General features: G+C 70.5%; 4 protein-coding genes and 2 pseudogenes. 3 read left to right on the top strand and 3 right to left on the bottom strand.

Annotation, left to right across the window (positions count from 1 at the left end):
• The coding region (locus AC2VON_RS14260; RefSeq protein ID WP_486953534.1) for an alpha/beta hydrolase at positions 1 to 667 on the top strand (667 nt) is incomplete at its 5' end.
• A 67-nt stretch (positions 668 to 734) separates the two neighbouring features.
• Here the strand turns inward: AC2VON_RS14260 and AC2VON_RS14255 are convergent.
• The 3 genes and pseudogenes from AC2VON_RS14255 to AC2VON_RS14245 form a co-directional block, all read right to left on the bottom strand.
• The gene (locus tag AC2VON_RS14255) at positions 735 to 2,462 is read right to left on the bottom strand and encodes a PGRS repeat-containing protein (RefSeq protein WP_486953533.1); all 1,728 of its coding nucleotides are present in this window, start codon (positions 2,460 to 2,462) and stop codon (positions 735 to 737) included.
• 345 nt (positions 2,463 to 2,807) lie between these two features.
• A pseudogene (locus AC2VON_RS14250) lies at positions 2,808 to 2,909 on the bottom strand (ISAzo13-like element transposase-related protein); the annotation flags it as partial.
• A gap of 659 nt (positions 2,910 to 3,568) precedes the next feature.
• A pseudogene (locus AC2VON_RS14245) lies at positions 3,569 to 4,432 on the bottom strand (hypothetical protein); the annotation flags it as partial.
• A 1,007-nt stretch (positions 4,433 to 5,439) separates the two neighbouring features.
• Between AC2VON_RS14245 and AC2VON_RS14240 the strand changes: the two are divergent.
• The gene (locus AC2VON_RS14240) at positions 5,440 to 7,038 is read left to right on the top strand and encodes an alpha/beta hydrolase (protein WP_486953535.1); all 1,599 of its coding nucleotides are present in this window, start codon (positions 5,440 to 5,442) and stop codon (positions 7,036 to 7,038) included.
• Positions 7,039 to 7,067: 29 nt separating this feature from the next.
• On the top strand, positions 7,068 to 7,690 hold a 623-nt coding region (locus tag AC2VON_RS14235), incomplete at its 3' end, for a glutamine synthetase beta-grasp domain-containing protein (RefSeq protein WP_486953532.1).

Here is a 7,690-nt window from a genome sequence, read left to right as displayed (position 1 = left end):
CGACCCCGCCAAGGCGGTCGACGTCTACCACAGCCTGGTCGACCCGCTGGTCGACAAACCGGCGAAGACCAAGGACCCGCGCGGCCTGAGCTATCCCGACGCCATCGTCGGCACCATCATGGCGCTGTATGCCCCGACATTCTGGAGCCGCCTGACCGATGGGTTGACCGAGTTGGCCCACGGGCACGGTGACACCCTGTTGATGCTGGCCGACCTGTACATGCGCCGCGACGGGCGAGGCCGCTACACCAACGCCACCGATGCGCGGGTGGCGGTCAACTGCGTGGACCAGCCCCCGATCAAAGACCGCGCCAAGGTGATCGAGGAAGACCGGCGTTCCCGCGAGGTGGCCCCGTTCATGAGCTACGGGAAGTTCAGCGGCGACGCTCCGCTGAGCACCTGCGCGTTCTGGCCGGTGCCGCCGACCAGCGAGCCGCACGTGATCTATGCACCCGGCCTGCCGCCGACGTTGATCGTGTCCACCACCCACGACCCGGCCACCCCCTACCAAGCCGGTGTCGACCTGGCCAGACAGCTGCACAGCGGGTTGCTCACCTTCAACGGAACCCAGCACACGGTGGTCTTCCAGGGCAACGACTGCGTCGACGGCTACGCGACCAGCTACCTGATCGACGGTGCCCTGCCGCCGCCGCACACACAGTGCTGACGGCTGATCTGCCCGGATGGTGTGCACGCCGCGGCGTGCGGGGCGTTCCCCATTTCTCAGCGCCGATCTATGACTTGGGCTTGGCGCCTGCGCCGCCTGCGCCGCCTGCGCCGCCCGTGCCGTCGTGTTGCGGGCTGCCGGGTGAGCCGGCAGCGCCCGCCTGGCTGTCGGAGCTCCCGCCGTGGCCTCCGGTGCCGCCGGTGCCGCCGTGGCCGATGCCGTAGGTCTCGTTGCCGCCGGCACCGCCATCACCGCCGTTACCGCCGGCCGCGGTGCCTGTGGTGTTGTCACCACCGGCACCGCCGTTGCCGCCGACGCCGCCGTTAAGGCCGAAACCGCCGTTGCCGCCATCCCCGCCGGCGCCACCAGCGCCAGAAGCCGCACCTCCGGCACCACCGGTCCCGCCGTTACCGGCGGCACCAAAACCAAACGGTGATCCCCCACCACTACCGCCGTCGCCGCCGTGGCCTCCGCTGCTGTCTACACCGGTAGCCATGCCGCCCGCACCACCATCGCCGCCGTCACCACCGACGCCAGGCCCGTAGAAACTACTCAAATTGCCGTTACCACCGGCACCCCCTGCACCGCCGGCACTGCCGTTGCCGACTGCTGCCCCACCAGCACCCCCTGCGCCGCCGGCGCCACCGGAACTGGTGCCGAGCCAGCTGCCGTCGCCGCCGTCGCCGCCGTCGCCGCCGGCGCCTCCGGTGCTGTCTACACCGGTAGCCATCCCGCCCGCACCGCCAGCGCCGCCAGCACCACCGTCGGTACCGAAGAGGGAGGCGGGAAAGAACAGACTCTTACTCGCCGTGCCGCCGCCGCCGGCACCACCGTCACCGCCGGGACCACCGGTGCTGCCGGTGCCGGTAGCGGCGCCGCCGGCGCCGCCGTCACCACCGTGGCCGGAGATACCAGTCAGGAAACTACCGAAGCCGCCATCGCCGCCGTTGCCGCCGGCACCTCCGGTGCCACCGACCGCACTGGCGCCGCCGTCGCCGCCGTTACCGCCGTTACCACCGATCGCGAACTCGGCGGCGTAGGGGGTCGTCGGATCGGGGGTGAAGTACCCGCCGTTGCCGCCGTTTCCGCCGGCCGCACCAGTACCGCCGTCGCCGCCGACACCGCCGTTGCCGCCGACACTGAATCGGAACCCACCAAGACCACCGTTGCCGCCGTTGCCGCCGGCCTCACCGGCGCTTCCAGCACCGCCGTTGCCGCCATCACCGCCGTCACCGATCACCGACCCGCCGTTGCCGCCGTTGCCGCCGGCCGCGCCGGCACCGCCATCACCACCAGCACCGCCGTTGCCGAATAGCCCGGCGTCACCGCCGTTGCCGCCGGCCACACCGGCCTGGGTGGAGCTCCAGCCGGTACCTCCGTCGCCCAACAGCCAGCCACCGGCGCCACCGTTGGGGTCTGCTTGGCTGCCATCAACACCGTTGTCGATCAGCCCGCGTCCGGTCAGATCGACAAACGGCGCGTTGATGACCTTGTCGACCTGCTCACCGACAGCGCTGGTGATCCAGCCTTCAACGGCGTTGTGCAGCGGCAGATAGACATCTTGTTGAAACGCCGTCGCGATTCCGGAGAGCGGGTCACCGGCTGCCGCTGTTGTCGCGCCGGCGTCGTCGGGGGCCAGCGCGCCCAACCCACCGGCCAGCGCGGCGATCGCCTGGTCGATCGCGTCGTCGAAACCGAAGTCGGCGTGCGCGGCCGGCGCGGACGTCACCGGTGTCATACCGAAGGCCAAAAACGCGCCGACCGTGCCGGCGGCACCGGTTACACGCCGTCCCACGGGTTTGCCTGCGCGAGGACGCTGCGCGTTGCTGCTGTGACGGCTCATTGTGAAATAACCCTCGTGAAATGACCCTCGTGTGAACGGTCTGTTGGGCCGAACTGGCCCTCGGCGCTTGCCAACGTAACATCAGTCGGGGGAGACCACAACTAATCTGGGAGGTTTATTCAGCCTGTGCATGTTCGGCGTATACGTTCCTGGTTTATTGGCTGGGTTGCGGTCTCGTCGGCGAAGCGGGCCGGTTCGGTCGTTGCACAACCGGGTGCGGTAGCCGTTGGAGCCGTCGCCGTGTGCGCAGATCAGCAGCCGACTCGCGGTCGGGTAGGCAGGCGATCCGGTGGTGTGTCACCAGGTTGCGATGGTGGCCACGGCGCATTCGGTGGTGTCGTGGTCGGTGCCGAGGCTCACCCACTCGGTGTCGGTGGCTGCGTCGTCGACCCCATTAGGGGATCGCCTTTGCCCAGGTCGGTGTCGACGAAGTCGTGTGTTGGCCGTCGCTGGCTATGACAGTGTCACGGTGAATGACGACTCTGTCTGCCCATCCGGGCAGGTCGAGTGCGGCTCGGCGATTCTTCATGCCGCCGGCCGCTACGCCGGTTGACCCGGAAAATACGTAATCGATGGGTCTGGTGATGCTGGCGAGGCGATTTTCACGCCTGCGAGGTGTCTCGGGAGCCGAACTTGCGCGCAGGGGTGGGTGGGAGTTGCAGGTTCGCGGCAGGGGCCAAGGGGAAGGCCCCGCACGCTGGGGTGTGCGGGGCCTTCCCAATTGGGCCAGCGCCGGCCTATGACTCGGGCTGGGCGCCTGCGCCGCCTGCGCCGCCTGCGCCGCCTGTGCCGTCGTGTTGCGCTTCGCCGGATGAGCCGGCAGCGCCCAAGACTTGGTCGGAGCTGCCGCCGTGGCCGCCGGTGCCGCCTTGGCCGCCGGTGCCGGCGGTGTCATCGCCGCCGGTGCCGCCGTCACCGCCGTTGCCGCCGGCCGCGGCGCCTGTGGAGTTGTCACCACCGGCGCCGCCGGTGCCACCCGCGCCGGCGACGCCGTCGGTAGCTTTGGCGTCACCGCCGGTGCCGCCGCCGCCGCCGATACCGCCGGCCCCGCTGTCGCTGGCACCACCGGCACCACCGGTGCCGCCCGCGCCGCCGGCCGTGACACCGACACCGCCGGTGCCGCCGGTGCCGCCGTCGCCGCCGGTGCCGCTTGCGGCAGAGCCACCGGCGCCGCCGGTGCCGCCGTCGCCGCCGGTCGCACCTGTACCGCCGGCGCCGCCGTTGCCGCCGTCGCCGCCGTCGAGAGCGCCCGTGTCCTTGATGCCGGCGCCGCCGGCCCCACCGGTGCCACCGGTGCCAAGGGCGCCGGTGTCGGCGCCACCGGTGCCACCGTTGCCGGCGGCCCCGCCGACTATGGCGTCGCCGCCGGCACCCCCGGTGCCACCGGTAGAAGCAGCGGCACTCGCCGCGCCACCGGCACCGCCGTCACCACCGCTACCGACTTCGCCCACGGCCCCGATGGCCCCAGCTTTACCGACGTCGGCGCTGGCTTGACCGCCGGCGCCGCCGGCGCCGCCATCGAGATTCACGAGGGTGGTGTATCCGGTACCGCCGACGCCGCCGGTGCCGCCGTCACCGGAGCCGCCGCTATCGCCCAGGATGGACCCGGCGTTACCGCCGGCGCCGCCGACACCACCGGTGCCGCCAGTACCCGTGTCGCTGGTCTGGGTCGCGGCGGCGCCGGCGCCGCCGGTACCGCCTTGGCCGCCCTCGCCGCCGAAGCCGAACAGGTGCGCGTCACCGCCGGTTCCGCCGGCGCCGCCGGTCATCAGGTCGGCAGATCCACCATCGGCCAGACCGGCGCCGCCTTGGCCGCCTTCGCCGCCGTTGCCCCCGAGAAAGCCGCCGCTACCGCCGTCGAGGCCGGCGCCGGCCGCCGTGGTGCCGTGCGCGGCGGCGCCGACACCACCCATCCCGCCGTCACCGATCAGCTCGGCGTTACCCCCGTCCGAACCGGTCCCGGTGATCACGTCACCGGTCGAAAGGTCGTGCAGCACACCGCTGCCGCCGTTACCGCCCAGCCAGCCACCGTCACCGGCTGCGACAAGTGTGCCGGTCATCCCGTCGGTCAGATGCGCATCGACGCCATTGCAGAGCAGGCCACACGCACCAGCAAACTCAAACAGCGGGTTGACGAGGTTGAAGATACCGGTCCCGATCAGGGCCTGATCGAAGCCACTGACCGCGCCATAGAGGCCCTGCCAGAGACCGACGAGGACCCCATCGATTCCCGAGAGCGCGTCACCCGTTGCCGCCGCCGACGCGCCGGCGTCGTCGGGCGCCACCGTGCCCAACCCACCGACCAGCGCGGCGATCGCCTGGTCGATCGCGTCGTCGAAGCCGAAGTCGGCGTGCGCGGCTGGCGCGGACGCCAACGGTGTCATCCCGAACGCCAAAAACGCGCCCACCGCGCCGGCGGCACCGGCCGCACGGCGCCCCACGGCTCTGCCCGCGCGACCACGCTGCGTGTTGCTGTGACGATTCATTGTGAAACCAACCCCCTCCTGTGAACGGTCCGTTGGGCCGAACTGCCCCCCGGCGCTCGCCAACGTAACATCAGCCGGGGGACACCACAACTAATCCGGGAGGTTCCTTCAGCCTGCGCATCTTCGGCGTATAAGCCCTTGATCCATCGGCTGAGCTGCGGGTTTTCCCTGACCACACCGACGTTACGGCCGTTGAGATGAACAATTTCCCAAGGTTTGATCTGGGGTTCTGTTGGTTTGGGCGGGTTGTTCCGGCAAAGCGGCGATGGTCAGCGGGGTATGGGGGTGTAGGGCCGCAACAGCCTTGCCAGCCCGGGCTTGCCTTTCAGGGAACCGACGATCCCTCGTCCCCCCGGCGGCGGTAGCGGATAGTCGGCAATAGTCGGCAATAGTGACGAACGCGTGACCTTTCCGCCCGCGGACCGTGCCCTGACGCTGCAAGACTGTGGGCCGTGCGGCGCGCCAGACGGATGACCTCTGCGCTGCTGGTTGCTCTTGTCGTGATCCCGGCGGCGGGCACTGCCGGTGAGACCGCAACCGCCGACGCTTCCCCGGAGTCCGGCAGCAGCGTGTCTGGGGATCCCCAAGACCCCCAGGACCCCCAGAACCCACAGAGTCCCCAGGTGGCGCCGGCGGTCTGGGGCAGTTGCACGGAGCTGATCGGCGTCCTCGGCGACCTTCTCACCGCGCGCTGCGCCACGGTCGGCGTCCCCGTCGACTACCGGCAACCCGGCGGCGAGCAGGCCAAGCTGGCGGTGATCCGGATTCCGGCAACGGGCGGGCCCGGTGAGCGGATCGGATCGCTGCTGGTCAATCCGGGCGGACCCGGTGCGTCGGCGGTGGACGCCGCCGTCAATCTGGCAACGGCGCTGGCGGGCACCGAGCTTTCTCGCCGCTTCGACCTGGTGGGGTTCGATCCGCGGGGGGTCGGCTACTCCACCCCCGCGCTGCGCTGCCGCACCGACGCCGACCTCGACGCGTACCGTCGCGAGCCGATGGTGGACTTCAGCCCGTCGGGGGTGGCCCACATCGAGGGGCTGTACCAGCAGCTGGCCCGGCAATGCGCGGAGCGGATGGGGACTGGGTTCCTGGCCAACGTCGGGACTGTGTCCGCGGCACGCGATATGGACCTGGTCCGTCAGGCGCTCGGCGACGAGCAGCTCAACTACCTCGGTTTTAGTTACGGCACCCAGCTGGGCACGGACTACCTGCAGCGGTTCGGCGACCACGTGCGCGCCATGGTGCTCGACGGCGCCATCGACCCCGAGGTCGGCCCGGTCGACCAGAACGTCGACCAGATGGCCGGTTTCCAACAGGCGTTCACCGACTACGCCGCGACCTGTGCCCGCTCACCCGACTGCCCGCTGGGCACCGACCCCGCCCAGGCGGTGAACCGGTACCACGGGCTGGTCGATCCGCTGGTCACCGCACCGGCGCGGACCAGCGACCCGCGTGGCCTGAGCTACGCCGACGCGATCACCGGCACCATCAATGCGCTCTACACCCCGCAGTACTGGAAACTTCTGACCGGCGGGCTGCGCGAGTTGCAGCGCGGAACTCCCGCCGACGACCTGCTGGAGCTCGCCGACGACTATCAGGGCCGCGACGAGCAGGGGCGCTACACCAACGCGCAGGATGCCTTCAACGCGATCCGGTGCGTCGACGCGCCGTCACCGACCGACTCGGCGTCCTGGGTGGAGGCCGACCGGCGAATACGTCAGGCCGCGCCGTTCTTGTCCTACGGGGGGTTCACCGGGGACGCCCCGCGCGATGTCTGCGCACTGTGGCCGGTGCCGGCGACGTCGACGCCGCACATCGCAGCACCGGCGGCGCCGGGCACGGTTGTGGTGGTGTCCACCACCCACGACCCGGCCACCCCGTATCAGGCCGGTGTCGACCTGGCCCGGCAACTGCGCGCCCCGTTGATCACCTACCAGGGCACCCAGCACACCGCCGTGCTCGGTGGTGACCGGTGCGTGGACACCGCGGTGGTGCGCTATCTGGTCGACCGGGTGTCGCCGCCAGCGGATCTGCGCTGTTAGCACCCACACACGCTGCTACGCTTCGGGTCATGGACCGACAGAAGGAGTTTGTGCTCCGCACGCTGGAGGAGCGTGACATCCGCTTCGTCCGGCTCTGGTTCACCGACGTGCTCGGGTACCTGAAGTCGGTGGCGATCGCCCCGGCCGAACTCGAGGGCGCCTTCGACGAAGGTGTCGGCTTCGACGGATCGGCGATCGAGGGTTTCGCCCGGGTCTCGGAGGCCGACACCGTGGCCCGCCCCGACTCGTCGACCTTCCAGATTCTGCCGTGGACCGGCACCGGCGGCGCACACCACTCGGCGCGGATGTTCTGCGACATCACCATGCCGGACGGCTCACCGGCCTGGGCGGACTCCCGGCACGTGCTGCGCCGTCAGTTGTCCCGGGCTGCGGACCTGGGCTTCACCTGCTATGTGCACCCCGAGATCGAATTCTTCCTGTTGCAGCCGGGCCCTTACGACGGGTCGGTGCCGGTTCCTATCGACGACGCCGGCTACTTCGACCAGGCGATACACGACTCGGCAACCAACTTCCGCCGGCACGCGATCGAGGCGTTGGAGACGATGGGCATCTCGGTCGAGTACAGCCACCACGAAAACGCGCCCGGCCAGCAGGAGATCGACCTGCGCTACGCCGACGCGCTGTCGATGGC

Source organism: Mycobacterium sp. TH-M82 (assembly GCF_057473605.1).
Note: the sequence above shows the minus strand (reverse complement) of the source record. Positions and strands in the feature narration are given on the sequence as shown.